Origin of the sequence: Epilithonimonas arachidiradicis, assembly GCF_003610695.1 — a bacterium.
Taxonomy (GTDB): domain Bacteria; phylum Bacteroidota; class Bacteroidia; order Flavobacteriales; family Weeksellaceae; genus Epilithonimonas; species Epilithonimonas arachidiradicis.
The window spans coordinates 197,833-221,990 of record NZ_RAQH01000002.1; the positions used below are offsets into that span (position 1 = coordinate 197,833).

The following is a 24,158-nucleotide window of genomic DNA, read 5'->3' on the forward strand; positions in this document are numbered from 1 at the left end:
TTGCAAATTTAATATAATTCAATTTTTAAAGGCGCATAAGATGTCAAATCTATTCATATATTTGTTAGACTAACCACTAATATTATTTATGTTCGAAATCAATTATGAACTAGAAGATATCAACACCAAGACATTTTACGGTGTTCAGAATCAGAATTTCAATCTGATAAAATCCAGTTTTCCAACCCTTAAGATCACTGGCAGAGACAACTTCATCTTTGCAATGGGAAACAGGGAAACGCTGGATCTCTTCAAGCAAAAACTGGACGATATAACAGCTTACATCTCTAAGCATAATTCTATAGAAATCAAACAGCTCGAATCGGTTTTAAAATTAAAAGACGATTCCGAAAAACAATTGGTATTCGATCAGGATATCATTGTAAAAGGCGTTAATGGTAAAGCGATCAAAGCTAAAACCACAAATCTTAAGAAGTTGGTCAAAGTTTCTGAGAAGAAGGATATGGTTTTTGCGATTGGTCCTGCTGGAACAGGAAAGACTTATACGAGTGTTGCCTTGGCTGTAAGAGCGCTCCGTGATAAAGAAGTTAAAAGAATCATTTTAACCAGACCTGCAGTTGAAGCAGGTGAAAGTTTGGGATTCCTTCCCGGAGATCTGAAAGAGAAGCTTGATCCGTATTTGCAGCCGCTCTATGATGCACTTCGCGATATGATCCCACACGAGAAGTTGGAAGGTTATATGGAAAAGAAAGTGATCGAGGTTGCACCTTTGGCTTTTATGAGAGGTAGAACCCTGGACGAAGCTTTTGTGATTCTGGATGAAGCGCAGAACACCACACATTCTCAAATGAAAATGTTCCTGACAAGAATGGGAATGAATGCTAAGTTTATCATCACAGGCGACCCGAGCCAAATCGATCTCCCGCCTAAACAACAATCTGGCCTCAAAGAATCGATGAGCATCCTGAAGGATATCAATGAGATCGGTTTTGTGTATCTTACAGAAGAAGATGTTGTAAGACATCCTGTTGTTAAAAAAATTATCGTGGCTTATAACAACAGCGAAAAAAAGTAAAGATTTAATATTTGGTACAAAACTTGGTAAGTTTTTTCTGAAATTAAATTTTTGAAACTATGAAAAAGTTATTTTTAGCAGCAGCCATTGCTGTATTTGGTTTTACACAGGCCCAGGAAGGATTCAAATTAGGTGCTCACATTGGAGCTCCAACTACAGGTAATTCTCCTTTCACTTTAGGACTTGACGCGGCTTACAGATGGAATATCGCAAAAGGTTTTGATCTTGGCGTTGCAACAGGATATTCTCACTTTATAGGTAAAAGTTATGATTATCCAGGTGGATCGATAAAAGCAGATGATTTTGGTTTTATTCCGGTGGCAGTTTCTGGTAAATATTCATTTTCTGGAGCGCCTATTGGAGTTGGTCTTGATTTAGGATATGCAATCTCTACTGCAGAGCATGTGAACGGCGGCTTCTATGCACTTCCAAAATTTATGTATAATATGCCGACGGGTGAACTATACATTGGTTATCAAAGTATTGCAGGAGACAATAGAAGATATTATGATGACCGCCCGGTTGTAGGGAAGGAATCTGTCGGTGCAGTAATCGTAGGATATAATTTTTATTTGAAATAAGTATTTCACAAAATAGATTTAAAAACTCCAGTCTTTTTAGGCTGGAGTTTTTGATTTGTCTGAATCTTAAAAAGTGCTGAATTATGTTAATTGTAGAATTTTTACATTTTATTTTGAAGTTTGGAAAAAAATATTAATTTAGCAATGTTTTAAGTTAAATTAACAATTAATAACATTTTTAAAATTACAACTATGAAAAAATTAATTTTTACAGCCGCAATTGCAATCTTTGGATTGTCCAATGCACAAACTTTTGGTTTAAAGGCTGGTGCCAATGTTTCAAGTGTTTCAAATTCTGATGATAGTAAAGCTAAATTTGGCTTTTATGCTGGTGCTTTTGTTAATGTTCCATTAGCGGAAAGTTTTAGTCTTCAGCCAGAGGTACTTTACAATGGAAAAGGTGTGAAGTATGATGGGCCTGGTGATGGATCTACTAATTTAGATTATATTTCAGTACCTGTTATGTTCCAGTATAAAGCAACGCCTCAGTTTTATTTAGAAGCTGGTCCGGAATTTAGTTTTTTAATTAGTGCAAAAGATAAGTGGGATGGTGGTTCAGAAGATGCAAAAGACTTTATAAACGGATTTGATTTAGGGATTGGTTTGGGAGCTGGATATGATTTTACACCAAACTTTGGAGCTAATATCAGATATGTTGCTGGTGTTACAGATATTGCAAAAGAAAATGAAGACGACGCCCTTAGAAACGGAGTTTTCCAATTTGGTTTAACTTACAAGTTTGGAAAATAATTTTATTTAAAATAAATAATTCAAACCACTCAAATCTGAGTGGTTTTTTTATGGAATTTTTATAACCGCAGATTTTTTGAGGTCATCAAAAAAACGTAATTTCGCAAGAAAGCAAATCCAATATAATGAGCAAATCAATAGAAGAGCTGAAAAGCCTTTCAACGCAGATCAGAAGAGATATTCTGAGAATGGTTCACGCTGTAAACAGTGGTCACCCGGGAGGATCTCTTGGTTGTACAGAATATTTTGTAGCACTTTACGGGGAAGTTATGAACTACAAATTACCTTTTTCTATGGAAGGTAAGAACGAAGATTTATTTTTCCTTTCAAACGGACATATTTCTCCGGTGTTTTATAGCACACTGGCGAGATTTGGATTTTTTCCAGTTGCAGAATTAGCAACGTTTAGAAAATTAAACTCAAGATTACAAGGCCACCCAACGACACACGAAGGTTTACCGGGAATCAGAGTGGCTTCAGGTTCGTTAGGTCAAGGTTTGTCAGTTGCTTTAGGAGCCGCTCAGGGTAAAAAATTAGACGGAGATAATTCTTTGGTTTACACACTTCATGGTGATGGTGAGTTGCAGGAAGGTCAAAACTGGGAAGCACTGATGTATGCATCTGCCAAGAAAGTGGATAACATCATCGCAACAATAGATTATAACGGAAGACAGATTGATGGAGATACAGATGATGTATTGTCTTTGGGAGATTTGAGAAGAAAATTAGAAGCTTTCGGATGGTTGGTTCTTGAAGAGAAAAACGGAAACGATTTGGAGGCGGTTATTGCTATTCTCAACAAAGCAAAAGCAGAAACCGGAAACGGAAAACCTGTTGCGATTCTTCTTCATACAGAGATGGGAAGTGGAGTAGATTTTATGGTGGGAAGTCACGCTTGGCACGGAAAAGCGCCTAATGATGAGCAGTTGGCAACAGCTTTCAAACAACTATATTTAGAAGCACCAGCAGATTATTAATTATCAATGATAAATTATTAATGATTAATGATTCTTTTTCACGTAAAGTAAAATACAGTAAAAATCATTTATCAACTATTATTTATCAATTATAATATTCATCCATCAATTATAATAAAATGAAATATACATATACAGAAAAAAAAGATACACGTTCCGGTTTTGGAGCAGGATTGGCAGAGTTAGCTGATACTAATCCAAATGTTGTAGCACTTTGCGCAGACCTAATCGGATCGCTTAAAATGGAGAAATTCATAGAGAAAGCACCGGAAAGATTTTTCCAGACAGGTATTGCTGAGGCTAATATGATGGGCTTGGCTGCAGGTTTGACAATCAATGGGAAAATTCCTTTTGCTGGGACTTTCGCCAACTTTGCAACTTCTCGAGTTTACGATCAGATTCGTCAGTCGATTGCATATTCTGGAAAGAATGTGAAAATTGCTGCTTCTCACGCTGGAGTTACTTTGGGCGAAGATGGCGCAACGCATCAGGTTTTGGAAGATATCGGGATGATGAAAATGCTTCCTGGGATGACGGTAATCAATCCTTGTGATTATAACCAGACAAAAGCGGCGACTTTAGCTGCTGCTGCACACGAAGGTCCCGTTTATTTGAGATTCGGACGTCCTGTGGTACCGGTTTTCATTCCGGAAGATATGCCTTTCGAGATTGGAAAAGGAATTCTTTTGCAAGAAGGAACAGACGTTACGATTGTTGCAACCGGACATTTAGTTTGGGAGTCTTTGTTAGCGGCAGATGAGTTGGAAAAAGAAGGTATTTCAGTTGAAATCATCAACATCCACACCATCAAACCTTTGGATGAAGAAATCATCTTGAAATCTGTAGAGAAAACAGGTAGAATTGTTTCTGCAGAAGAACATAATTATCTTGGCGGACTTGGAGAATCTGTTGCTGGAATGTTGTCTAGAAGAAGACCAACGCCTCAGGAGTTTGTAGCGGTACACGATACTTTCGGGGAATCCGGAACGCCTGCAGAATTGATGAAAAAATATCAAATCGATGCAGAAGCTGTTGTAAAAGCAGTGAAAAGAATCATCGAAAGAACAAAATAGATTTTCACAATTTATAAATAGCAAATCCACCATTTTTGGTGGATTTTTTGTTTGACTAAGTCGACTTCGTTAGGTTTGGGCGCCTTTATCCGCTCTCCGTTCCCGCTTTTTTCTGTCATTGCGAACAACATGAAACAATCTGTAGAAATTTTGTAAAGTCGCAATAACAGAAAAAGAGCTCCACTCAGGTCGGGGCGCAAGAGATTCGTTGGTTAATATTATTATAAAATAAGTTTTGTCATAGAAGCTTTCACTGGAAATATTTATTTTTGACAATGCTTCAGATTCCGGAACATAACATCCCCATTGTTGAAATCAAAACTGATTTTGATGTTCAGATTTTTATCAAGAGAGAAGACTTGATTCATCCGAAAATTTCCGGAAACAAATTTTGGAAACTCTTTTTCAATGTCAATCAATACTTAGAAAATAAACCAGAGAATCCTTTATTGATTACTTTCGGAGGTGCATTTTCAAATCATATTGCGTCGGTTGCTGCTTTTGGAAAACAATTTAATATTCCCACAATTGGCATTATCCGAGGAAATGAATTGGAGAATAACTGGCAAGACAATCCAACACTTTCCGAAGCTTCCAAAAACGGAATGCAGTTCTTCTTTGTACCAAGAGAAGATTATCAAAATAAAGAAAAATTAACTCAAAAATTTTCAGAGAAATATCCCAATTCATTGATTATTCCAGAAGGTGGAAGTAATGAAATGGCAGTTGAAGGCGTCCAATATATGTTGGGAAATGACACCAAAGATTTTGATTATCTTTGCACGGCTGTTGGAACTGGCGGAACAATTGCTGGGATTTCCAGGTTTGCAGAAGAACATCAGAAAGTAATTGGAATCAAGGTTGTAAAGGATGATTCGCTGGGGAAAATGATCCAAGAATGGAGTAGAAGAAACAATTTTGAATTGATTGATGCGGATGAAAAGCGATACGGAAAAATAACTGATGAGAATATTCGTTTTATAAATTGGTTTTATAACGAATACCATATTCCGCTTGACCCAATCTATACAGGAAAGATTATGCAGAAGATTTTTGATTTGGCAGAGAAAAGTTTCTTTCCGAAAGGTTCAAAGATTCTGGCGTTTCATACTGGTGGATTACAGGGAATCAAAGGAGCAAATCAGTTTTTGAAAAGTAAAGGAAGGGAACTAATTGCGGAATAAAACCTCTTCAGAGTTTCAAACTGAAGGGGTTGATTAAGTTTTCAAATTTTGTTTTGATGACAAAAGTTGAAAAGAATTAGAAACCCATAGCCCTGATAGTAGCGGCATCCTTTTTTGGCATTGCGGTGAAAAATTCTAAGGATTGCCTTCACTTTCGTTCGCAATGACAAAAAAGATATAGCGGATAGCGGGATTAGCTCCTTAAAAATAAAGAATAAATATTTTAAAATATTGAAAATGAAAAAATTATTGGCGATTGGTTTTGTTTGTGTTTTAGGATTTGCAAAAACACAAACCTGGAAAACGGAAGACCAATATATCCAGAAATTCGCACCTTATGCGGTGGAAGAAATGGAGAAATACAAAATCCCAGCGAGTATCACACTGGCTCAGGGACTTTTGGAAACCGGCGGCGGACAAAGCCGATTGGCGCTGGAAGGGAAAAATCATTTTGGGATCAAGTGTAAAGAAGAATGGACAGGGAAAACAATGAAACACACAGACGATGCCCCGAATGAATGTTTCCGTGTTTATGAAGACCCGAAACAGTCTTATGAAGATCATTCGATTTTTCTGGCAACTCGAAAATATTACACCAAGTTGTTTGACCTAGACCCAAAAGATTACAGAGCTTGGGCTCACGGTCTAAAAAAAGCGGGATATGCAACCAATCCTCGATATGCATACATCCTGATTGATAAAATCGAGCGATACAAATTGTATGAATTTGATAATACTACAAAGGATGAGGTTTATTATGCGATTTTGAAATTGTATCCCAACTTGAATAGTGATGCGGTTTTTATGGCGCAATTGAGTCAGGAAAAACAAAATGAAAAAGTTGCTCCGCCAACAGTGAAAGTAGATTACACACAAGGTTCTTATGCGAAAAAGCAAGCGGAAGTTTCTGAAATTGTAGATGCAAAAACCAAGGCTAATCTTCTCAAGAATATCTTGGTGAAAAATCATCCGAACAACAATCTGAAATTCTTTGTAATGCCAGTGGATGCTGATGCAGAAGATATTGCTAAAAAATTCTGGATTAGTGAAAAGCGCCTGTTGAAATACAACGAATTGCAAAGCTCTAAGCTTCAGAAGAACGATATTATTTTCCTTGAAAGTAAAAGTTCATCCGGAAATATTGCTACTTACAAAGCTGGAATTGGCGAAACAATGCACGATATTGCTCAGAAATTCGGAATCAAACTGAAGAAACTGTACTCCAAAAACAGAATGGAGGCTGGCGAAGAGCCAAGAGCAGGACAAATAATTTATTTGCAAAGTAAAAAACCTAGGTCTTAGTTGGAAGATAGAAGTCTGAGGTCCGAAGACAAAAAACATAATATTTAAAACATCCGGCTTCCGTCATCGGACTTCGGACAAAATAAACAACAATAATGTTATACCAAAGAAGTTCAGCGCTTTTTGAAGAAGCGTACCAATATATTCCGGGCGGTGTTAATTCGCCGGTTCGTGCCTTCAAATCTGTGGGAGGTGTTCCTATTTTTATGAAATCTGCAAAAGGCGCATACCTTACAGACGAAGATAATAGAACTTACATCGATTATATCAATTCGTGGGGACCGGCAATCTTAGGACACACGCATCCCGAAGTTTTGGAAGCTCTGAAGCTACAGGCTGAGAAAGGTTTTTCTTTCGGTGCACCGACGAAATTGGAAACGGAGATTGCAAAATTTATCATAGAAAATGTTCCCAACGTTGACCAAATCAGAATGGTTTCTTCAGGAACCGAAGCTTGTATGAGCGCAATTCGTCTGGCGAGAGGTTACACAGAAAGAGAAAAAATCATCAAGTTCGAAGGTTGTTATCACGGACATTCGGATTCGTTTTTGATTCAGGCAGGAAGTGGAATGGCGACTTTTGGAAGTCCGAATTCTCCAGGCGTTACACAAGGCACAGCAAAAGATACTTTGCTTGCGGAATACAATAATATCGAACAGGTAGAAGAACTTTTCAGAAATAACCCTGAACAGATTGCGGCGATTATCGTAGAACCGATTGCCGGAAATATGGGTTGTATTCTACCAGAAAATCAGTTCCTTCAAAACCTTAGAAGAATCTGTGATGAGAATGGTGCATTATTGATTTTTGATGAGGTAATGACAGGTTTTCGTTTGGCTTTTGGCGGTGCACAGGAAGCTTTGGGCGTGAAGGCAGATTTGGTAACTTACGGAAAAGTGATTGGTGGCGGTTTGCCGGTTGGAGCTTTTGCGGGACCAAACGAAATTATGAACTGGCTTTCGCCAAGAGGGCGCGTTTACCAGGCCGGAACTTTGAGTGGAAATCCTCTCGCAATGAGAGCAGGACTCAAAACTTTACAATTGATAAAAGAAGATGCTGATTTCTATAAAAAATTAGATAAAACAACCGAAACCTTAGATTTCGAAATCGGAAAAATCCTGAATGAAAAAGGAATCCGACACAGAATCAATAGAAAAGGAAGTATGATGTCGATTTTCTTTGATGTGACTTCTGCAAGTAATTTTAATGAAGTGAATAATTCCAATATTGGTTTGTTCAACAATCTGTTTCATCAGGTTTTGGAACAGGGGATTTATCTTCCGCCAAGTGGCTATGAAACTTGGTTTATTTCGTCTGCGATTGGCGATACAGAGATTGATAAAACGCTGGAAGCCTTCAGGAAGTTTCAGTATTAGATAAATGAAAACCTTTCCGATTTGGAGAGGTTTTTTATTTATAAATTACTTTATGATTTAACTCAATTGGATTATTGTCTTGTAAAATATTATTTTGAAATTCTTTATTTTTCACAGAAATATCCACTGTTTTACCAGTCGGGTCGGTGAATGTAACTGTTTTCCACCCTCTTGAATTTAAATTAAATGGGTCATTAAAATATGATTTTGCAAGTGCTTCATATTTTGTCCAATCAATTTTTATTGTTTTTGTGCGTGCATCAAATAGATTCCCGCCTTTTTTGACTTCTATCAAATTAAATGAATAGTCATTGTTTGAATCTTGAATAGAAACAATCAATCCTGGTAAACCGTTGAAAATATATGGACCATCACTGAAAGGTAATTCCGTAGTAAACCAGGCAATCCAGTTTCTTCCTCCATAATTGGTTTCCGCTTTTTGAGATTGATATTTTCCAATCATTTTTTGTTCGGAAGTTATTTTCCAATCTAAAATTTCCTCAATGGGAAGAAGATAATCTGTTCGCAAATAAGTAATTACTTTTTCAACTCTTTTTTGACTTAGATTCTTTTTGACATAGAATTGGTTTTCAACGCCCATTTTAAATATTTCCTTTCCATTATTCAACTTTGATGAATCTGCTTGTTTTTCTACTGAATCTCTAAAAATTGAAATATTATCTTTTAAATCCAAGATCATTTTATCGGAATTAACTTCATCTGGATTTTCTGAATTCAGTTTGTATTTTGTTTCGTAAATAAAACTCAATTTTTGTGAGAAGCAAAAGGTAGAAATTCCAAGAAAAAAAATTATAAATTTCATTTGTGAAAGGGGATGTTTAAATTTTCTGCTAATAAAATGATAAACGAAGTTTTAATATTTATATTTTTTAAAAGTGAAACAAAACCTTTTGGTAAGAGCATCTTGCTCGTAATCATTTCTAAAAAATAGGGCACGCCAGAGAAAAGATTAATAAAATGCTGGATGCTTAGGAAGTTTCAGTATTAGATAAAGAAAAACCTTTCCGATTTTGGGAAGGTTTTATTTGTGGATTATTTTCAACTATATTTTGCTAATATTATATCACCTGTAGTTTCTCTTTGCATAACTTTATGAACAACTCTCCAAATTCGGTTAAATAATAATCAATGTCAGAATGAACGTCAATTTCTAAATCAACAGTTGTATGAGTTTCATACTCATCTCTTTCATTTGGAATTTTTAAAGTTTGAGAATTAGCATAAAACTCTTTCTCCTCTTTAATTAAACCTAATCTTAATAAATTTGATAATTCAAATTTTTCAACGCTTCCTGTAGGAATAGTTTCCAATTTGTCTAGCGAAAATTTTAAAAGTGTTTCTTTGTGCTTATATACATTGAGTCTACTATTAATTGCAGATTTTTCTCGATATAGCTTTGTTAATTCATAATTTATATAACCATCATTATCGTCGAACATAATGATTTTTCTATCAATATCATTTAATTCTTTTTTAAGCTCTTGCTCGATTTTTTCTCTATTTTTATAATAATGATTTAATTCTTCTGTTATTTTTGATAATCTATTATCTTTTTCGTCAAAAACATTTTCTAATATTTGAAACTCTTTTGTTGAAATTTGACTTAAAATATAAGGGAAAACGTGGTTTTGAATATTTTGTTCTGAATCAACAAGATTTGAGAGAAGTATTGCCCATTTATCTGTTAAGAAATCATCTTCTTCAAGACTAGAATACTCTAATATTGGGCAAAGTAATTTTAGTGATATTTGTTTTGGAGAAATATTGTTTTTAGCACATATTTCTTTTGCTTTAACTAAAGTTTTTATTTGATTTTTAAATCTCCAAAGTGAGATTTGGTCTTTCAATAAAAGCCCTGTTTCTTCAACGGAAGGAATAATTAGTTTATCAACAAAATCTTTAGCAATGTCAACGCCTTTCTCTAATAAACTTGAAGTAATATTTATTTTGTTATCGCTCATTTTTTAGCTTTTTTGTGATTTTAATTCTTAGTCCGGTTTGCGTTCAAACAATTTGATTTGAATTATTAATTCTCCTTATTCATATCCTTAACCAACCCAACAGCAAAATAACCAATAATCGCAACAGCCAGAACAATACAAATCCACATAAACAAAGGTGTCTGCCAAAAGGTTTTTGCTTCTTCTTTAGATTTTGATTGTTCTAGTTTTTCTAAGTTTGAAATGGCTGTGACAGGATAATTTTGATTAACATCAATTCCGGAATTGATTAAATCGTATTGTGGCGCAGACCAAGTAGAATCAATTTTCAAGGTATAGTTTTCATTCGCTTTTAAATCCGTCAGAATGCTGACAGGCTTCTGGAAAAGGTTTATTTTCGTAATGTCTAAAGCCGGATTGTCTTGATTATCAATTTCTATGATGAATTCTTTGGCAAAAAAACTTTGTACATCAAATTGGTTTTTACTTTTTGAGTTGAGTTGAAACGCAGAAATGTTTTCGACATAATTCTCTGTCGATTTTTTATAAACTCTGTTTTTATTAATCAAAATCCTTGCATCACGCAGATAATAACTTGGCGCAGAAATCTCGAAACCGATTCCGTCAATCACTTGCGGATTTGGAAAAGTAATCGTGATTCTGGTTTGTTTTAATTTTTTATCAGTTTCAATTTTTTGAGTGAAATTTTGTAATTCAATTTTCGATTGATGGACAGAATGATTTTCTTCCAAACTCGCACCCAGAATATTGATAGGCAAAGAGTTTTTATCGATGAAATCAAATCTCAGAAACTTGTAATTGTTCAAAGGAAAAGCAAAATCACGTTCCACAAAGTTTTCCCCGGCGTCATTCAGTCCGATTACTTTTTGATTACCGACCAAACCAAACCATTCTTTCTGGTCGTTGCTGCCGCTGATATTGTACTTTTTTTCGACATCCGTATTAGCGATTTTCAAGGTAAGATGATCGATATTCAATGCATTTTCATTGGAGATGATGATGGAAGTCGCTACATTCGGAATAGCAGTTTTTGAAATGATGGTAAAATCCTTTGAACTGGAATTGCTGGATTTACCTTCATAAAAAACATAAGGAACTTCATTATTTTTAGAATCAAAAATTCTTAAAAAATCAATATTATTCTGAGACGCAGATCGAACTTCCGGAGTTAGCAAAATCTGATGAAGTCCGCTTTCAGAGACTTTATTTATTTTTCCCTGATAGCTTTGAGCTAAGGAAAAACTCGCTATCAGAATTGATATTAGACTAATTAATTTCTTCATCGGTTGGGTTTTTAGTTTCTGTTTGGTCTTCCAAGTTTTCAATTTTATCCGAAGGGATTTTGGTTTCATCTACGACCAGTCTTTTAATCTTTTGATAAACGAACGAAATAATCAAAATCAATACACCTAACAAAATAAAGGCGATGATTTTTCCTGTTTCCGAAACGTTTTTGATATCGTAAACAAATAACTTGATAATCGTGATTCCGAGCAAAGCTAACGCAATAATACGCAATGGCTGGTTTTGTTTTTTGATACCGATAATCAGAAAAACAAAAGATAAAACGCCCCAAAGAATCGGATAACCGATTTTGATGATTTGAAGTTTTATCGCTTCGAATTTGTCATCGATGAACATTTCTTTTTCATAGCTGTAACCCGTTTTATTGAAAGGATATTTCGCTAATTCTGTAGGTGAAATAATGTCTTTGGTAAACATCAATCCATGAATCATCACTTCATTACTCAAAACATAGACGATGCAAAATGCGAAAATCCATAATGCCGATTTATGATTCAAAAGTTTGGAGAAAAGACTTTCGTTTCTGAATTTAACTAAAACAAGTCCGAAATAAGCCAGGCAAATCAATAAAATATAATGAATGAAATAGGCTGATTTGGAAGATAGATTGAGAACAAAATTTTCCGTCATTTCATTGTAAGTCAGCTTGTAGAAATAGGCAATGTAAATGATGATGTTAACGGTAGCCAAAACAATCGTGAAACTGTTCCAGCCTTTGTCTTTTAGCTTCAAAACAAAATAACTCAATCCGACGCTGAACAGAAAATGATACAAAACCGAATAAGACAACGCCGAATAATAATTGCTGATGTATTCGTTAGCTTGATAACTGATTTCCAGCATTCCGGTAAAATAGCCGACCAAAATACTGACGCCTAAAATAATATTCCTGTAAGAAGAAGGATGGAATTCAAAACCGAAAATATTAGTTTTTTCTTTCTCTTTCCTCAATAAAATATAAGTGAAAATCAATGAAGCGAGTGATACAATTCCTGTGATGAACATTCGGTTGAGGAAAGGTTTCAGTTCCATCAGGTTTCCGGAATAATATTTTTCCCAATCCATAATTAAACTTCCGAACATCAAAATCTGAACGATGATTGCGCCTAATTTGAAGGTTACAATTTTTGATTTTTGAGAAAGCCAGAACAATAAAACGGCTTCTCCAGCCCAGAATAAAGTGATGTAATTGCCTTGAAACTGAATCGGAATGGCTAATGTCATGAAGGTTAAAGTCAGTCCTAACAACAGATAAATCGCATTTTTGTCCAACCCAAATTTTCTATATAAAAATATCGCATAAACCAAATTGTACAAAGCCAAAACAACGGTAAACAAACCTTTGAATTCCGGTTTCCAGTTTTCGATAATACTGATTCCCATTCCGAAATAGAAGAACGTATTAGCGACCATTATGAAATATTCCAGTTTCGTAAAAGAACCTTTGTTTCTAAGGTTGTTGATAACCGTTGCCACACTGAAAATAATGTAAAATATGGTAGCAAAAAACGAGGCACCACGATACGGTAATTTATCGTCGTAGAAGCCTTTGCCAAACCAAGCAGAATACAGCAGACAACTGAAAATGAAAGCCAGCAAAGTAACGAGATTCCATTTTTTAAAATAAGCGATTAAGAGCATTCCGACATTCAGAATCGCAATATATGTGAACAGAACTTTGTAGTTGCCTTCGCCCGTGCTGACCATAAAAGGAACGGCAAAACCGCCAATCAAAGACAAAACTGCCAATTCTTTCCGGTTATAAGAAACTGAAACGAACACACTGAAAATGGTAATAACGACCATAATAATGAACGCCACAGTCTGGCTGAAGAGATGATAATCGTGGAACGCAATTCCAATTGTGAGGTAAAAAATACTAATTGCTCCAGCCACAAAAACAGAACTGAAAGCGGTGTAATTTTTCCTCAATCGATGAGCAACGCCCATCACAAGCGCACCAGCCAAAATCCCAATTCCGACACGTGCCGGTTCATTGATCCAATCTTTATCAATCGCATATTTGACAAAGAAACTGATGCCGAGAACCAAAATCAGAATTCCAATTTTATTGATGAGGTTTTCTCCGATGAATTTCTCGATGTCAGGATTGTTTTCTCTGAAGTTTTCCAGCCAAGATTTTTTAGGTGGTACAACTTCTCTTATCGTATTTTCTGATGAGAAAGCCACTTTTTGTTCCACTTTTGGAAGTTCGTCTTCAACCGGCGGAATTGTATTTTCAATAGTTTCCGGCTGTTTTTCTTCGATGATTTCTTCTTCGATTATCGGAGGAGTTTCAACAATAGGAATTGGAGTTATTTCTTCTGGTTTTATTTCTTCCTTGATAATTGGAATCTCTGGTCCTTCTTGTTTTACAGGTGGAAGTTGGATTCCTGATTTCAAAGAATCGATTTTCTCCTGAAGTTTTCTGATTGAATCCTGAGTGGCTTGATGATTAGAGTTGACTTTGTTGTGAATGATGATAACAAAAACTATAACAACTAGTAATAAAAATATTTCCATAAATGTGCTTCTGTTAACAAATATAAAAAAATACGCTTGATTTTGGAATTATAAGGAAATATGAGAGCAATCTTTGATTAAAATAAAAAGAGACTTAACAAATTTTTGCTAAGTCTCTTTTTTGATATGAAGAAATTTTTACTTCTTGATGATTTTTTTCGAAATAGATTTTCCGTTTTCCAATGTTGCATTCAGGATGTAAACACCTTTCGGAAGATTGGTTAAATCAAGTGTTTTTAATGTCGATTTCAACACAGTTTTTCCTGTAAAATCTACAATCATAGCTTCTTTCACGTTGTCATTAGAAATCGTAATGTAATCAGAGGTTGGGTTTGGATAGATGATAAATTCAGCTTTTGATAAAGAATTATTGCCAGTTCCCAAAGTTTCCAGACTGATTTGATATTTCACCAATCCTAAATCCGATGTGCTGAAATAGATGTCCGCTTTTTCGTCTTCCAGAAAATCTATGGCTGAAGATTCTGAAAAAAGATGCCCCAGACTTTCAGGCGAAATTTCGCTCCAAGTTTGTCCTAAATTAGTTGAATAAACAATTCTAACCTGTGACGGCGGATACGCATAACCTTCGCCGCTTCCGTTCATAAAATTGGAAGATGCTACGATAACCCCATCTTTGTACGGCGAAAATTCTGCTTTGTTGATGACATTGCCACTGTAGATTTGAGTCCATTTTGCACCGGCATCATTGGAGATGAAAATCCCCTGAGTTGTGGACAATAGCAATTGGTCTTTATTAAAAGGATTTTTGCTAATGTCATAAATGAAGTCTACATCTTTTTCCAAAACGTTCAGTCCGCTTTCCGAAGGTGTCCAGTTTTGTCCGCTGTCTGTGGTTCTGTAAACCTCATTATTCTGGGATAGAATCACATTATTTTCGTTAACTTCATCAATGCTGATTGCGAAAACAGTCCCGAAAGCAGGAAGCATCACTTCCTCGCTGGTAATTCCGCTCATATCGGTAAAATCGAATTTCCTAACCGTCTCATTGAAAGCCACCCAGGAATGATTGGTATTCGATTTTGATGTCGCAATTTTCATAATATTCAGTCCATAATCGCTGTAACCTGTAGAATAATCTGCACCGTGATTATTACTTACAGCAAACGTTGAACCCATAAAACCACTGCTGCTGATATATACTCTTCCAGCAACCAATGGGTCAGCAAAAAGGCCATTGTTAGAGAAATTTGGAAAGAAGTTGATAGCCTGAAGATTAATTCCTGTTTCTTCACCAGTTTGGAAATCCTGATGAATAAATCCTCTTCTCAGACCGTAATACAAATGTTTTTCTGTGTTTTTATGAAAGCTGACTTTCTCCGTATTATTTCCAAAAGGATTTTTGAATCTTGATAAGGTAATTCCGCCATCCAAAGAATGAAAAGGATAGAAATTGGAACTGATGATTACTTCATTGCTATTAGAAGGATTGTAAGTCGCATTCAGTCCGTAATAATATTTATTTTCTAGGTCATTATTAGGATAAACATAATTGGCCCAAGAGTTTCCACCATCTTTTGAAATCACGAGTTCATTTTCTTCAAGAATCATTATTTCATCATTATTTTTAGGATTGATAACAATTTTCTGAATGCTGTTCGTAGAAAGTCCAGTCCAAGTGATTGGCACAATACTCCAGTTATCGCCGCCGTCTGTGGATCGGTAAAGATTCTCGGTCTGAGTTTCTGTAAGATAAAACGTTCCCAAAAACATTTTTTGAGGGTTTGTCGGGTCAAATGTTATGGCAGAATAATTCTGTCCTGCAATTTTTTCTGTCCAGGTATTTCCGGAATTGTCTGATACAAATAATCCACCGTTTTTTTCTCCAGGAGAAAACCCTCTTGCTAAAAACAATTTGTCAGGATTTCTTGGGTGGATTGCGACATTATTCACGTGAACGCCATCATTGGTAGAACTTGTATAAACTTTTTGCCAGTCATCTCCGCCATTTTTGCTGTAAAAAACATCCGTCACAAGACCAAAATTGTACATATACGTTGTGTGTAAAAGAATATTTTCGTAGTTATTTCCGGTAATCGAGTAGGACATTATCAGATTTCCAGACTGATTTCCATTTGGTGAATCGACTTTTTTGATGACATTGCCATTCTCCGGGTCGATGATAATCACCTGATTGTAAGCTGTCCCTTCCGAGGTTAAAATAAAACTCAGGTATTTCTGGTCAGCGGTCCATCTTAATTCCTTTATTGTTCCAAAACTTAGATTAATTGGAAAAGAGTAAAGCACTTCCCAATTTTTTCCATTATCAGAACTTTTCACAATGTGATTGGTTACCGTATTAGCATACAAAACATCAGGCTTGATTGGGTCATAAGTCACATCAAAGACCTGCCCATAATTTGGCGAAGTTAAAAATGACAACTGAGCCGTCAACATTGTAGAAAGACCGGAGCAAATTGCCAATAAAAATAAAGTCAATATTTTCTTCATATTTCAAAAATTTATTGATGTAAAATTGATGATAAATCAAAAAAAATGGATCAATAATGGCGTGACATTGCGTGACATCAATCTAATTTCTGCGTGACGTAGGTTTGTCTATATCGCTGAAATGTAGTCGTATAGGTTAATTTTGTCAGGAAGATTGAGTTTTTTACTGATTCTTTCCTTTCTTTTTCTGCAGGATTCCGGACTGATGTTGAGAATGGATGCAATTTCTTTATGACTGAGATTCATATAAACATAACAGATGAATCTGATTTCGGAAGAACTCAAATCCGGATGTCTTTCTTTGAGTGTGGTGATGAAATTCTGATTGACGCCCTCAAAATGTTTGAAAAAACTGTCCCACTGATTATTATTCTTAAGCTGAATTTTTAAATCCTTGATAGAATTGACCAGTTTCGTATTATTAGAAATCTCAGGTTGATTGACAATCGCTTCAATAATTTCTTCCACCACGTCATTTCTGCTGGAGATGGTTAAAGCTTGTGAAGTGAGCTGGCGGTTTTGTTGTTCGATTTCGTTTTTAAGACGTTCTTTTTCTAATAAAGATAAAGTTTCCTGTTCTTTCAGTTGTTGAGTCAGAATCAGATTGTCGCTTTGCTTTTTTTCAAATTCCAGTTGCGTGATTTTTTTCTGCTGTCTGTATTTTATCGAGTTATTGTAAAGGAAAAGCAGAACCAACAAAATAATGATAACGGCAGAAGCGATAATAATGTAGAAAATTTTTCTTTCATCTTTCAAACGCTGATGGCTTTCTTTGAGCTCAAACTGATAATTCTGCATTTCGAACTTGATTTTTCCATTATTGAACAGCGCAGAATTATTAATTCTTGAAATCGAATCATTCGCAATAATCACAGAATCTTTGTATTTGAGAGACTCATCATAATTTTTGGTTTCCGCATTGATTTTTGAAAGATAATTGTAAACTTCCTCTCTGTTATTGATGTTCGGAGAGAGTTTTCTTGCCTGTAAAGCCAAAGATTTTGCCTGAGTAAAGTCTCCTTTTTTCTCATTAATTTGCGCTTTTATCAGCAGAATAAAAACCAGATTTTCGGTTTGGTTATCAGCTTCCAGTTTAGGAATCAGATTATCGATGATAGCTTCAGATTCTTCAAATTTTTTCTTGAGATAAAGATTTTCTGCCAAAGCCATTTTGTTCATTACATTGACTTTCGGATCATCTTTTGTCAGTATTTCCGCTTCCTGAATGTACTTATAGGCTTCATTGATTTTATTCAATTTATTCAAAACCAACCCGAGATTCACTGCATAAGCGCCGGCTTTTTCATTTCGGTTGTTTTCTTTAGCAGTTTGATAGGCTTTTAGGAAATATTCGTAAGCTTTTTTATTATTCTTTTCCTGAAAGTAAAGAATCGCAATATTGTTGACAACCGTCATCACGTGCTTCTTGTCCGGCATATTGGTTGCGATATCATAAGCTTCGAGATAATATTTCAAAGCTTCGCCAAAGTCGGTCATCAGATAATAATTGAGACCAATGTTGTTGGTTGCGCGAAAGTTGGATTTGTCCCATTTCTTTTGTTCTGAGACAGATTTTACCCGAATCAACATTTCCAGAGATTTGGTATGTTCCTTTCGAAACATCTTCTGAATGGCTGAATCGATGATGACTTCACATTCTTTTTCGGACTGCCCGGATATTGTTGTAGGCAGAATAAAAAATATAATTATTGGGATTATTTTCAGAAATAGTTTCATCTTCTCGTCAAATCGATAACGAAATATAGATATAATTAACCGTAAAAACAAAAAGATGAGATTAGGAATGATATAAGCTAAAGTCTTCGACTTCGCTCACACTGACATTTGTTTGAAATAATGTTAAGTATTAGAGTTGTCACACTGAGCGGAGTCGAAGTGTCTTTATAGTTATTGTTTAATCAATTTCTGAATCGATGAATTTCTGTCTGAGAATTTTATTTTCAGAATATAAATTCCTTTTGGAAGATTTGAAATATTGATTTTTAATTCTCTCGATTCCGAAATTCGTTTTCCGGATTGGTCCAGAATTTCAACTGAATTAATTTCTTTCTGACTTGTAATATTGATGAAATCTTTAGCTGGATTGGGATAGATTTTTATATTGTTTTTAGAAAGATTATTTTCATTAGTTGCAAGATTTGTCGAAGTGAAAATATAAGCAGAACCCGCATCATTGAGTTCATTTTCTTCATTATTATCCCAATTGTCTCTTGCTGCACCAATTAGGATTTCATTATCACTCATTGCCAAACTCCAACCGTAGAAATCTTCTGCAACATCGTTTTCGGGCTTTAGTTCCTGGTCAAATTCCCATTGGTTCTGGCTGTTCTTTTTATAAAGCAAAGTTCTTCCTGCTTCTGCGCCGTAAAGATGTGGACTGCTGATGAGAAGTTGATCGTTTTTCAATTCGCACATCCAGGCAAAATAAGTGTGTTCAGAAGATTCATAACTTGGGATTTTTTGAGTTTCTTCCCAGTTTCCATCATCATTTAATTTGAAAATATAAGCCATCGACGGATTTCCTGTGTTAACTTCGGTGTAAGCACCAACAACTAACTCATTACCAGAAACACTCACCGAATTTCCAAAATAAGAATTTTCGAAATTGTCTGATGAAGTTAAACTTTGATGGAAAATCCAATCTCCGGAATTGTTCTTTTTATAGATGTAAATTTTCCCTGCATTGTTATTAACGCCACTTGCGCCAATCACAAGATAATCGCCGTAAAGACTGACGCCAATCCCAAAATTTCCAAAATCTACACTTTCCGGCGAAGTGATTTTCTGTGCTTCTATCCAGTCATTACCACTTTTTTCGTAAATATAAACAGCACCATTCCAACTGCTGAATCCTGGAGCGCCAGCAACAATCGTATTCCCGTCAACAGCAATAGAAGTAGGATTAACGCCCAACAACGCATCATTATCATAATCAGATGCTGTCAGTTTGTTTGTGAAATTCCATTGATTGTTAGCATCTAAATTGTAAACATACAAAGCACCTGCTCGGATTATATTTTCGATATCCGCTCTTCCTGCAGAAATCACAAGAAAATCATTTCCAAACTTTATACTTCCTCCAAATTCCGCCATTTCGAAACTATCCGGAGCCGTGATTTTTTGATTGAAATTCCAGTTGTTTCCGCTTTTTTGATGAATATAAACAGCACCTTTTGCAATGTCTTCTCTGGAAGCGCCAACCGCCAAAAATTGATTGTTAATCGCAACCGACGTCCCGAATTCTGCCCGGCTTTCCCTTGTAGAAGCTGTGATTTTTTTGGATTGATATTGTCCAAAGGCCAATGTCAAACTGAAAACAGGCATTGATAAAATTCCTCTGTTTAAAATTCCCGAGAATAGATACTTTTCCATATATAATTTTTTTGTTGAGTGAAGTTATATAGTATAAACCCGAAAGCTTTAATTTAAGGCGTGACATTGTGTGACAACAATTGTCCATTTCTGTGAAAACGAAAAACTTTCCGAAATGGAAAGTTTGAAAATAGAGTAGGATAACACGTCAAGAGTAATTCAATTAATTTAGAAGTCAATCTTAAACAATTTTCAAAGATTGGATCAATCCGTCTTCAAACTCATAATGGTATTTCATCATAATCGGACTTCCCGGAAAATTTCCCGAAACTTCAGTGGTCAAAGTCTGTTCGGTTTCCGAATATTCCAAAGGTTTCATTGTCGCACGGTAATCCGTGTTGGCTTTGTCTATCCATTGTTCGATTTCTTTTCTGCCTGTATGCGTTTTGCCCTCATCAAAAACTACGGCTGTTTCCGTAAAACATTGAGCATAAGCATTGCTGTCAAACGCGTTTTGTGTTTTTATTAATTCTTGTACTACTTTAGGTAAGTTCATAATTTTAAATTTTTAAAGGTTATGAAACGGTTGGCACTGTGCCACCATCAATGACGAAATTGGTTCCTGTTAAGTAATTAGCTCTTGGTGAAACCAAAAAGCCTACTAATTCTGCAACTTCTTCGGATTCTGCTGGTCGGCCAAAAGGAATTCCGCCCAGTGCGTTCATCACACCTTGCTGCGCTTCTTCTACGGTGCTGTTGGCATTTCTTGCAATTTCGCCTAACCACGCTTTTGATGCAGTCGTGTTAATCCAACCCGGAGAAACAGTCAATACACGAACGCCTTTCGGTGTCACTTCGTTGGATAAGCTTTTACTGTAATTGATTAAGGCCGCTTTCGACGCCGCATAAGGCAAAGTCGAATCATACAAAGGCAATTTACCCTGGATAGAGGCGATGTGGATGATGACGCCGGATTTTCTCTCAATCATTTGGGGTAAAAATCCTCTGTCCAATCTCACAGGAGCGAGTAAGTTTGCTTGTAAAGTTGATTCCCAATCTTCATCACTTAAAGCCACAAAACCTCCGGCTGGCGTTACGGATGAACCTAGATTGTTAACCAAAATATCCAGTCTTCCATAAGTCGAAAGCACTTCGCTGATGACTTTTTGTGAGTCTTCTGCTTTGCTCAAATCTGAGGCGATAAAATACAGGTTGTTGTTTCCTTCTTCCGGAGCATTTCTTGCTGTAATGATAACGGTTGCGCCTGCTTGTAAAAGTCTCTCTGCAATGGCTCTTCCGGCGCCTTTTGTACCACCTGTTACCAAAGCAATTTTGCCGGATAACTCATTGTTGAAATTAAATTGTTGTTCCATTTGTTTAAATTTTATAGGACAAAATTGGGGCATAAAAACAGTTGGTGCAAGTACGGAAATACGATTCATATAGGGATAAATTTTTCCCCTATTGTACAAATCGGAACATAGGTTTAGTTTTGTAATATGTATGAAAGAAAAATTATTCCTAATCTGAACTGTGGCCTTGATTTGATAGGTGAAGTTCTTTATGGCAAATGGAAAATACGTCTGCTATGGTTTATCCATCAGGGACATCAACGGCCTAGTGAGTTGCAGCGGAAAATACCGGATGCGTCCCGCCGGGTTCTGAATATCCAGCTAAAGGAGTTGGAAGACCACGACCTCGTGAGCAAAATCATCTATCCTGTGGTTCCTCCAAAAGTAGAGTACAACCTCACGGAATTTGGGAAAACGCTGATTCCTGTAATTTCAGCGATTGGAGAATGGGGCGATGCGAATGAAAAGCACCTGAGAGAAGTGATTTTGAAAAGATTGAATGTTGAGAATGAAAATTAAATTCGTTTTTCTCTGAAGTAATTCAATTGTTAGAAAAACGGATTTAGTTTATTTAGCAGGCTTTGCTCTCAGATATTGATGCGGGTAAAAACAATCATCACCGCTTTCCCAGGATGATTGAACTGCGAAATACGGATTTCTCAAGATTTCCCTAGCCAGGAAAATTAAATCACCTTGTCCGTTTTGAAGAATTTCTTCCGCTTGTTCTGCTGACGTGATAAGACCAACAGCTCCGGTTTTGACATCCGAATTCTTTTTCACATCTTCTGCTAAAGGAACCTGGTAACCTGGTCTCAAAGGAATGGTTACACCATTAATATTGCCACCACTGGAAACATCTACCAAATCTACATTCTTAGCTTTCAAAGCTTTTGATAATTCTACACTGTCGGAGATTTCCCAACCATTTTCTGCATATTCGGTTCCGGAGATTCTTACGAAAAGCGCTTGGTTTTCTGTGATTTCGGAATTAACTGCATCTACAATTTCCATTAAGAATCTTGCTCTGTTTTCAAAACTTCCACCATATTCATCGGTTCTTGTATTGGAAAGTGGCGATAGAAATTGATGAATCAAATAACCGTGCGCACCGTGAATTTCCAAAACATCAAATCCAGCTTCAACCGCTCTTTTAGCTGCTTTTCTGAAATCTTCTACCAATGTTTTGATTTCGTCAACAGATAATTCGTGGGGAATTCTTTCAGAATGATGAAACGGAATCGGGCTTGGCGCAATGGTTTCCCAACCTTCTTCCAAACTCATTTGTCGGTTGGTTTCAGCGGAAACAGAACCTTTTCGCCCAGCGTGAGCCAACTGAATCCCGATTTTACTTTCCGAATTCTGATGAACAAAGTCAACGATTTTTTTCAAAGCCAAAGCTTGTTCGTCATTCCAGATTCCGAGACATTTGTCCGAGATTCTTCCGCGTGGTTCAACACCTGTTGCTTCTACGACGATAAGACCAGCGCCACCTTGAGCACGGCTCCCGTAATGAACAAAGTGAAAATCATTCGCAACGCCTTCTTCTGCAGAATACATACACATTGGCGACATTACGATTCGGTTTTTCAGTTCTACATTTCTAAACGTTATAGGTGTGAAAAGTTTCATTTTTAGAATTTTATTATTTTGAATGGCTTCGAGAGCCTCAGTCTGACAACTTTTATTAATTAGATGTCACATTGAGTTTGTCGAAGTGTTTTATTTATAATTTTAATTATTGAAATAGAACGGGAATTTCAGTGTGTTTCCGTAATTCGTCCACGTTCCTTCGAATTTCAATTGGTTTTTGTCTGATGATTCTTTGATAGATAATTCTCCGGAGAAAATTCCGTTGTGTTTTCCGTTTCCTTTTTCCGACAGTTTCAAATCGTAGATTTTGGATTGGTCTTTTGAATTTTGAGTTTTTTCTGTGTCAAAAGTTATAGTTCCTTCGAAGTAGGCTTTTGTTCCTTCTACATCCGAGAAGCCAAAAACTTTGTAAGTGTCTTTTTCCTGATTTTCTTTAGAAATAGTTTCGAAAAGAACTTTCAAATTGGCTGAATTATCGATTTTACCGATGAAATATTCGTTGTTGTTTTTGATTAATTTCTCAACTTCTTGTGCGTTGAAAATTGTAAATCCGAAAATAAAGACTAAAAGAAAAATTACTTTTTTCATAACCATAAATTTTAAATTATTGAATCACTCGCAACCTGACTTGAGCGGAAATCCTTTTTTGCCAACCTCCAAATTCTATCTTAATATGAAATCGTCTGCAAAAAAGATTGACTACGTCGAACCACTTCGTTAGGTTTGGGAGCCCTTCGACTTCGCTCAGGATAAACTTCAGACGGATTAAATTGCCCAAATAAAAAATATTTACTGTCTCGCAAATTGTTTTGATCAAGCAGATGGAAATGAATCAGCAAAATTTAGTCAATCAGCGTGAAAAATTAATTAAACTCCAAATTGTGTCAAGTGATGATCAAGGTGTTTGGACATCATATTGTTCCATTCGGTTGCAGTGAGTTTTCCGAAGTTGAAACTTTCTTTCCCCTCGAAAGCGTCTGCACCTAATTGCTGGGTTTTCTGGATGAAACCTATAATTCTTTTTTTCTCTTCCTCGAAGCTTTTATTATCTGTAATGACAAACATTGCAGCGGTGGGAGAGTTGTGTTTATACGGCGTCTCGTTTACAACTTTTGGCTTTACAAATTTTGTCAGAACCCATTTTATCAAACGATTGGGTTTCTTGTGTTTCTCCTGTTCGTAAATCAATTCGTAGGTTACATTGCAATGTGCCAGCATTTTGTCCACGGACATCACGCCCCATTTCGGGAAAGAATCTTCCGTGAGTGCGTTAATTCTCTTGATGAAATGGCTTGTGTCCGCCTGGTCGAATATATTCTTCATAG

The 24,158-nt window shown here is 36.0% G+C and carries 21 protein-coding genes; 9 read left to right on the forward strand and 12 right to left on the reverse strand.

Features of this window, described 5'->3' with window-relative positions; all coding sequences use genetic code 11:
• Nucleotides 1–88 precede the first annotated feature (88 nt).
• The 8 genes from BXY58_RS04925 (at nucleotide 89) to hemL (ending at nucleotide 8,279) form a co-directional block, all read left to right on the forward strand.
• Complete coding sequence (locus BXY58_RS04925) at nucleotides 89–1,036, forward strand: PhoH family protein (protein ID WP_120212710.1); 948 nt, start codon at nucleotides 89–91, stop codon at nucleotides 1,034–1,036.
• 59 nt (nucleotides 1,037–1,095) lie between these two features.
• A complete protein-coding gene (locus BXY58_RS04930) occupies nucleotides 1,096–1,617 on the forward strand; it encodes a hypothetical protein (protein WP_120212711.1) in 522 nt (173 codons plus the stop codon).
• 192 nt (nucleotides 1,618–1,809) lie between these two features.
• Complete coding sequence (locus BXY58_RS04935) at nucleotides 1,810–2,367, forward strand: porin family protein (protein ID WP_120212712.1); 558 nt, start codon at nucleotides 1,810–1,812, stop codon at nucleotides 2,365–2,367.
• A gap of 125 nt (nucleotides 2,368–2,492) precedes the next feature.
• A complete protein-coding gene (locus BXY58_RS04940; RefSeq protein WP_120212713.1) occupies nucleotides 2,493–3,344 on the forward strand; it encodes a transketolase in 852 nt (283 codons plus the stop codon).
• A gap of 119 nt (nucleotides 3,345–3,463) precedes the next feature.
• Nucleotides 3,464–4,417, forward strand: a complete 954-nt coding sequence (locus tag BXY58_RS04945) for a transketolase family protein (RefSeq protein WP_120212714.1) — start codon at nucleotides 3,464–3,466, stop codon at nucleotides 4,415–4,417.
• A gap of 275 nt (nucleotides 4,418–4,692) precedes the next feature.
• Nucleotides 4,693–5,601 (forward strand): 1-aminocyclopropane-1-carboxylate deaminase/D-cysteine desulfhydrase, encoded by a 909-nt coding sequence (locus BXY58_RS04950; RefSeq protein ID WP_120212715.1) that lies wholly within the window; start codon nucleotides 4,693–4,695, stop codon nucleotides 5,599–5,601.
• A 237-nt stretch (nucleotides 5,602–5,838) separates the two neighbouring features.
• Nucleotides 5,839–6,903 (forward strand): glucosaminidase domain-containing protein, encoded by a 1,065-nt coding sequence (locus BXY58_RS04955; protein ID WP_120212716.1) that lies wholly within the window; start codon nucleotides 5,839–5,841, stop codon nucleotides 6,901–6,903.
• 95 nt (nucleotides 6,904–6,998) lie between these two features.
• Nucleotides 6,999–8,279 carry a glutamate-1-semialdehyde 2,1-aminomutase gene (gene hemL / locus BXY58_RS04960; protein WP_120212717.1) on the forward strand — a complete coding sequence of 427 codons (1,281 nt, stop codon included), beginning with the start codon at nucleotides 6,999–7,001 and terminating at the stop codon, nucleotides 8,277–8,279.
• 34 nt (nucleotides 8,280–8,313) lie between these two features.
• Here hemL and BXY58_RS04965 read toward each other — a convergent pair whose 3' ends face one another.
• The 9 genes from BXY58_RS04965 to BXY58_RS05005 all read right to left on the reverse strand — a co-directional run bounded on the left by BXY58_RS04965 (nucleotide 8,314) and on the right by BXY58_RS05005 (nucleotide 21,264).
• Nucleotides 8,314–9,102 carry a GLPGLI family protein gene (locus BXY58_RS04965; RefSeq protein ID WP_120212718.1) on the reverse strand — a complete coding sequence of 263 codons (789 nt, stop codon included), beginning with the start codon at nucleotides 9,100–9,102 and terminating at the stop codon, nucleotides 8,314–8,316.
• 256 nt (nucleotides 9,103–9,358) lie between these two features.
• Nucleotides 9,359–10,261, reverse strand: coding sequence for an Abi-alpha family protein (locus BXY58_RS04970; RefSeq protein WP_120212719.1), 903 nt, complete (start codon nucleotides 10,259–10,261; stop codon nucleotides 9,359–9,361).
• A 65-nt stretch (nucleotides 10,262–10,326) separates the two neighbouring features.
• Nucleotides 10,327–11,544, reverse strand: coding sequence for a hypothetical protein (locus BXY58_RS04975; protein WP_170144195.1), 1,218 nt, complete (start codon nucleotides 11,542–11,544; stop codon nucleotides 10,327–10,329).
• Entirely contained in the window at nucleotides 11,528–14,089 is a 2,562-nt protein-coding gene (locus tag BXY58_RS04980; RefSeq protein ID WP_120212721.1) for a DUF2339 domain-containing protein, read from the reverse strand. The genes BXY58_RS04975 and BXY58_RS04980 overlap by 17 nt, the downstream gene beginning before the upstream one ends.
• Nucleotides 14,090–14,227: 138 nt before the next feature.
• A complete protein-coding gene (locus BXY58_RS04985; protein ID WP_120212722.1) occupies nucleotides 14,228–16,558 on the reverse strand; it encodes a VPS10 domain-containing protein in 2,331 nt (776 codons plus the stop codon).
• A 108-nt stretch (nucleotides 16,559–16,666) separates the two neighbouring features.
• Nucleotides 16,667–18,295, reverse strand: coding sequence for a tetratricopeptide repeat protein (locus tag BXY58_RS04990; RefSeq protein ID WP_120212723.1), 1,629 nt, complete (start codon nucleotides 18,293–18,295; stop codon nucleotides 16,667–16,669).
• A gap of 171 nt (nucleotides 18,296–18,466) precedes the next feature.
• Nucleotides 18,467–19,951 carry a T9SS type A sorting domain-containing protein gene (locus BXY58_RS04995; RefSeq protein WP_120212724.1) on the reverse strand — a complete coding sequence of 495 codons (1,485 nt, stop codon included), beginning with the start codon at nucleotides 19,949–19,951 and terminating at the stop codon, nucleotides 18,467–18,469.
• A 181-nt stretch (nucleotides 19,952–20,132) separates the two neighbouring features.
• The gene (locus BXY58_RS05000; protein ID WP_120212725.1) at nucleotides 20,133–20,447 is read right to left on the reverse strand and encodes a nuclear transport factor 2 family protein; all 315 of its coding nucleotides are present in this window, start codon (nucleotides 20,445–20,447) and stop codon (nucleotides 20,133–20,135) included.
• 19 nt (nucleotides 20,448–20,466) lie between these two features.
• Entirely contained in the window at nucleotides 20,467–21,264 is a 798-nt protein-coding gene (locus BXY58_RS05005) for an SDR family oxidoreductase (RefSeq protein WP_120212726.1), read from the reverse strand.
• Between the two features lie 126 nt (nucleotides 21,265–21,390).
• Between BXY58_RS05005 and BXY58_RS05010 the strand changes: the two genes are divergently transcribed.
• A complete protein-coding gene (locus tag BXY58_RS05010) occupies nucleotides 21,391–21,762 on the forward strand; it encodes a winged helix-turn-helix transcriptional regulator (RefSeq protein WP_120212727.1) in 372 nt (123 codons plus the stop codon).
• Between the two features lie 48 nt (nucleotides 21,763–21,810).
• Here the strand turns inward: BXY58_RS05010 and namA are convergent, their stop codons facing one another.
• The 3 genes from namA to BXY58_RS05025 all read right to left on the reverse strand — a co-directional run bounded on the left by namA (nucleotide 21,811) and on the right by BXY58_RS05025 (nucleotide 24,156).
• Entirely contained in the window at nucleotides 21,811–22,872 is a 1,062-nt protein-coding gene (gene namA / locus BXY58_RS05015; RefSeq protein ID WP_120212728.1) for an NADPH dehydrogenase NamA, read from the reverse strand.
• A 102-nt stretch (nucleotides 22,873–22,974) separates the two neighbouring features.
• Nucleotides 22,975–23,421 carry a hypothetical protein gene (locus BXY58_RS05020; RefSeq protein WP_147366809.1) on the reverse strand — a complete coding sequence of 149 codons (447 nt, stop codon included), beginning with the start codon at nucleotides 23,419–23,421 and terminating at the stop codon, nucleotides 22,975–22,977.
• A 279-nt stretch (nucleotides 23,422–23,700) separates the two neighbouring features.
• Entirely contained in the window at nucleotides 23,701–24,156 is a 456-nt protein-coding gene (locus BXY58_RS05025; protein WP_120212730.1) for a DUF1569 domain-containing protein, read from the reverse strand.
• Nucleotides 24,157–24,158: the final 2 nt, after the last annotated feature.

What these genes read in the sequence shown, in the direction of transcription:
- BXY58_RS04955 (WP_120212716.1), top strand. Translation starts at nt 5,839, where the DNA reads ATGAAAAAATTATTGGCGATTGGTTTTGTTTGTGTTTTAGGATTTGCA.
- BXY58_RS04945 (WP_120212714.1), top strand. Translation starts at nt 3,464, where the DNA reads ATGAAATATACATATACAGAAAAAAAAGATACACGTTCCGGTTTTGGA.
- BXY58_RS05020 (WP_147366809.1), bottom strand. Translation starts at nt 23,421, where the DNA reads ATGAAAAAAGTAATTTTTCTTTTAGTCTTTATTTTCGGATTTACAATT.
- BXY58_RS04965 (WP_120212718.1), bottom strand. Translation starts at nt 9,102, where the DNA reads ATGAAATTTATAATTTTTTTTCTTGGAATTTCTACCTTTTGCTTCTCA.
- BXY58_RS04985 (WP_120212722.1), bottom strand. Translation starts at nt 16,558, where the DNA reads ATGAAGAAAATATTGACTTTATTTTTATTGGCAATTTGCTCCGGTCTT.
- BXY58_RS04990 (WP_120212723.1), bottom strand. Translation starts at nt 18,295, where the DNA reads ATGAAACTATTTCTGAAAATAATCCCAATAATTATATTTTTTATTCTG.
- BXY58_RS05005 (WP_120212726.1), bottom strand. Translation starts at nt 21,264, where the DNA reads ATGGAACAACAATTTAATTTCAACAATGAGTTATCCGGCAAAATTGCT.
- BXY58_RS04950 (WP_120212715.1), top strand. Translation starts at nt 4,693, where the DNA reads ATGCTTCAGATTCCGGAACATAACATCCCCATTGTTGAAATCAAAACT.
- BXY58_RS04980 (WP_120212721.1), bottom strand. Translation starts at nt 14,089, where the DNA reads ATGGAAATATTTTTATTACTAGTTGTTATAGTTTTTGTTATCATCATT.
- namA (WP_120212728.1), bottom strand. Translation starts at nt 22,872, where the DNA reads ATGAAACTTTTCACACCTATAACGTTTAGAAATGTAGAACTGAAAAAC.
- BXY58_RS04975 (WP_170144195.1), bottom strand. Translation starts at nt 11,544, where the DNA reads ATGAAGAAATTAATTAGTCTAATATCAATTCTGATAGCGAGTTTTTCC.
- BXY58_RS04935 (WP_120212712.1), top strand. Translation starts at nt 1,810, where the DNA reads ATGAAAAAATTAATTTTTACAGCCGCAATTGCAATCTTTGGATTGTCC.
- BXY58_RS04995 (WP_120212724.1), bottom strand. Translation starts at nt 19,951, where the DNA reads ATGGAAAAGTATCTATTCTCGGGAATTTTAAACAGAGGAATTTTATCA.
- BXY58_RS05000 (WP_120212725.1), bottom strand. Translation starts at nt 20,447, where the DNA reads ATGAACTTACCTAAAGTAGTACAAGAATTAATAAAAACACAAAACGCG.
- BXY58_RS04970 (WP_120212719.1), bottom strand. Translation starts at nt 10,261, where the DNA reads ATGAGCGATAACAAAATAAATATTACTTCAAGTTTATTAGAGAAAGGC.
- BXY58_RS04930 (WP_120212711.1), top strand. Translation starts at nt 1,096, where the DNA reads ATGAAAAAGTTATTTTTAGCAGCAGCCATTGCTGTATTTGGTTTTACA.
- BXY58_RS05025 (WP_120212730.1), bottom strand. Translation starts at nt 24,156, where the DNA reads ATGAAGAATATATTCGACCAGGCGGACACAAGCCATTTCATCAAGAGA.
- BXY58_RS04925 (WP_120212710.1), top strand. Translation starts at nt 89, where the DNA reads ATGTTCGAAATCAATTATGAACTAGAAGATATCAACACCAAGACATTT.
- BXY58_RS05010 (WP_120212727.1), top strand. Translation starts at nt 21,391, where the DNA reads ATGTATGAAAGAAAAATTATTCCTAATCTGAACTGTGGCCTTGATTTG.
- hemL (WP_120212717.1), top strand. Translation starts at nt 6,999, where the DNA reads ATGTTATACCAAAGAAGTTCAGCGCTTTTTGAAGAAGCGTACCAATAT.
- BXY58_RS04940 (WP_120212713.1), top strand. Translation starts at nt 2,493, where the DNA reads ATGAGCAAATCAATAGAAGAGCTGAAAAGCCTTTCAACGCAGATCAGA.